We start from the raw sequence: 2,500 nt of genomic DNA, 5'->3' as shown, positions 1-2,500 counted from the left end.
GTCCCAAGGGTTGGGCTGTTCGCCCATTAAAGCGGTACGCGAGCTGGGTTCAGAACGTCGTGAGACAGTTCGGTCCCTATCCGTCGTGGGCGTAGGAAATTTGAGAGGAGCTGTCCTTAGTACGAGAGGACCGGGATGGACGCACCGCTGGTGTACCAGTTGTTCTGCCAAGGGCATAGCTGGGTAGCTATGTGCGGAAGGGATAAGTGCTGAAAGCATCTAAGCATGAAGCCCCCCTCAAGATGAGATTTCCCATAGCGTAAGCTAGTAAGATCCCTGAAAGATGATCAGGTTGATAGGTTCGAGGTGGAAGCATGGTGACATGTGGAGCTGACGAATACTAATAGATCGAGGACTTAACCATATAATATGTAGCAAATGTTATCTAGTTTTGAAGGAATATGCCTTCAATAGTTTGGTGATGATGGCAGAGAGGTCACACCCGTTCCCATACCGAACACGGAAGTTAAGCTCTCTAGCGCCGATGGTAGTTGGGACCTTGTCCCTGTGAGAGTAGGACGTCGCCAAGCAACTTTAAGACGAGTCAGAATGACTCGTCTTTTTTGTGTTTTATAACTTCTTTTCAAAGCTAAATATTTTGAAGTGCTGCTCATTTTTTAAAAGATTTTTGAGTACGTAGCTATATAAGTTTTATTCAATTTCTTTCGTGATTTTTGACAGGTAATTTAAGATTTTCTATTTTATTTCTTAAAGATAGAATTCATTGGTATGTTAAAATAGTACAGTTGTTTTTGATGTACTTTAATATAAGAAGATTTAAGTTAGAAAAGGAGATAATATGAAAAAGATAAGTATAATTACTATAGTAGTCTTAGTCCTGCTAGTAATCGTGTATATGTTAGTTGGAAATTATTTTTATAACTATGCATTAAATGCGAAACAAGAAAAGGAATTTTTGCAAGATAATCCTCATTTAGTGGAAACGGTAAATGCGTCGGGAGATGTATTGGCTGCAAATGAAGAAAAGAATGCAAACTTCGTATCGAAGTATAAACCTAACACATTAACTATACGTTCTTTCGATAAATTAAATTTAAAAGGTTATGAATATATGAATGAACCATCTAGTCATAAATGGGCAATTGTAGTTCATGGATATAGTGGTAGAGCATCAGAAATGACGAAATATGTTCGTAACTTTTATGAACAAGGCTATAATGTCATAGCACCAGACCTTCGTGGGCACGGAAATAGTGAAGGGGATTATGTTGGTATGGGCTGGCATGATCGTAAAGATGTGTTAATTTGGATTCAACAAATCTTAAAGAAAGACCCTAATGCTGAAATAGCTCTATTTGGTGTTTCAATGGGCGGGGCAACTGTAATGATGACTTCAGGAGAAGATTTACCTTCTAATGTTAAAGTTATTATTGAAGATTGTGGATACTCAACTGTTATTGATGAATTTACTTATCAACTAAAAGATTTATTCCACTTACCGAAGTTTCCTGTTATGAATGCGGCAAATACGGTTACTAAATTAAGAGCTGGGTATGATTTAGAAGAGGCCTCAGCTGTAAAACAAGTAGCGAAAAGTAAAACACCTATGCTGTTCATTCATGGGGATGCTGATACATTCGTTCCTTTTGAAATGTTAGATGAAGTATATAATGCTGCAAAAGTAGAAAAAGAGAAATTAATTGTTCCAGGTGCTGGACATGGGGAAGCGGAGAAAGTAGATTCGAATAAATATTGGAATACTGTATGGAAGTTCGTAGGGAAGTATATTCCGGCATAATTAAAGTTGTTGCATTTATATAGACGATAATCGGAGGGATAATAGTTAATCCTTTTGATTATCGTTTTTTTGTTAATTAGGTATTCTGCTATAAGTGTATTTTTGTATGTACTATATGAAGGAGGTAGAGCAAAAACTTTTGAATTCCTTAATCTCAGTGCTACAATGATTGAAAATTAAAAGTTAATGAGGTGTTTCTATGAAAATTGAAGTTTGGTCAGATTTTGTATGCCCATTTTGCTATATTGGGAAACGTAGATTAGAGATGGCTTTAGAGCAATTTCCGCATAAGAAGGATGTTGAAGTTGAGTTTAAAAGTTTTGAATTAGACCAAAATGCTCCAATCTATTCTGGGACAAGTATTAATGAAGTACTTGCATCAAAGTATGGAATTAGTATTGAAGAAGCTAAGCGTAATAACGTACAGCTAGGAAATCATGCAGCTAGTATGGGTTTAAGTTTTAATTTTGATGAGATGAAGCCGACGAACACGTTTGATGCGCATCGTCTTGCGAAGTTTGCAAAGGATCAAGGAAAAGAAAAAGAGATTACGGAAAATCTACTTTTCGCATACTTCACTGAATCGAGAAATTTAAGTGATGTGGATACACTTGCTACTATCGCTGAAGTTTCAGGTTTAGATAAGCAAGAGGCTTTAAATGTTATTAATGATAAAAATGCGTATGCAAATGATGTTAGAATTGATGAAGCGATTGCTCAGCAATATCAAATTTCGGGAGT

At 36.5% G+C, this 2,500-nt stretch carries 2 protein-coding genes and 2 rRNA genes (2 of these 4 only partly in view); all 4 read left to right on the top strand.

Annotated elements, in window-relative coordinates; genetic code table 11:
* Positions 1–364 (top strand): 23S ribosomal RNA (locus tag B9A45_RS00125) (it extends 2,558 nt beyond the left edge of the window).
* Positions 365–414: 50 nt separating this feature from the next.
* Positions 415–530 (top strand): 5S ribosomal RNA (gene rrf / locus B9A45_RS00120).
* 269 nt (positions 531–799) lie between these two features.
* Positions 800–1,759, top strand: coding sequence for an alpha/beta hydrolase (locus tag B9A45_RS00115; protein WP_000723977.1), 960 nt, complete (start codon positions 800–802; stop codon positions 1,757–1,759).
* A 199-nt stretch (positions 1,760–1,958) separates the two neighbouring features.
* Positions 1,959–2,500: the 5' portion of a DsbA family oxidoreductase gene (locus B9A45_RS00110; RefSeq protein ID WP_084063780.1), read on the top strand. Its footprint extends 190 nt past the window's final position; the window shows 542 of its 732 coding nt (coding positions 1–542); the start codon lies at positions 1,959–1,961; its stop codon lies off the right edge, out of view.

Source organism: Bacillus sp. JKS001846, assembly GCF_900176455.1.
GTDB classification, from domain to species: domain Bacteria; phylum Bacillota; class Bacilli; order Bacillales; family Bacillaceae_G; genus Bacillus_A; species Bacillus_A cereus.
Note: the sequence above shows the minus strand (reverse complement) of the source record. Positions and strands in the feature narration are given on the sequence as shown.

Coding starts and splice junctions, on each gene's coding strand:
- B9A45_RS00115 (WP_000723977.1), top strand. CDS start 800: ATGAAAAAGATAAGTATAATTACTATAGTAGTCTTAGTCCTGCTAGTA.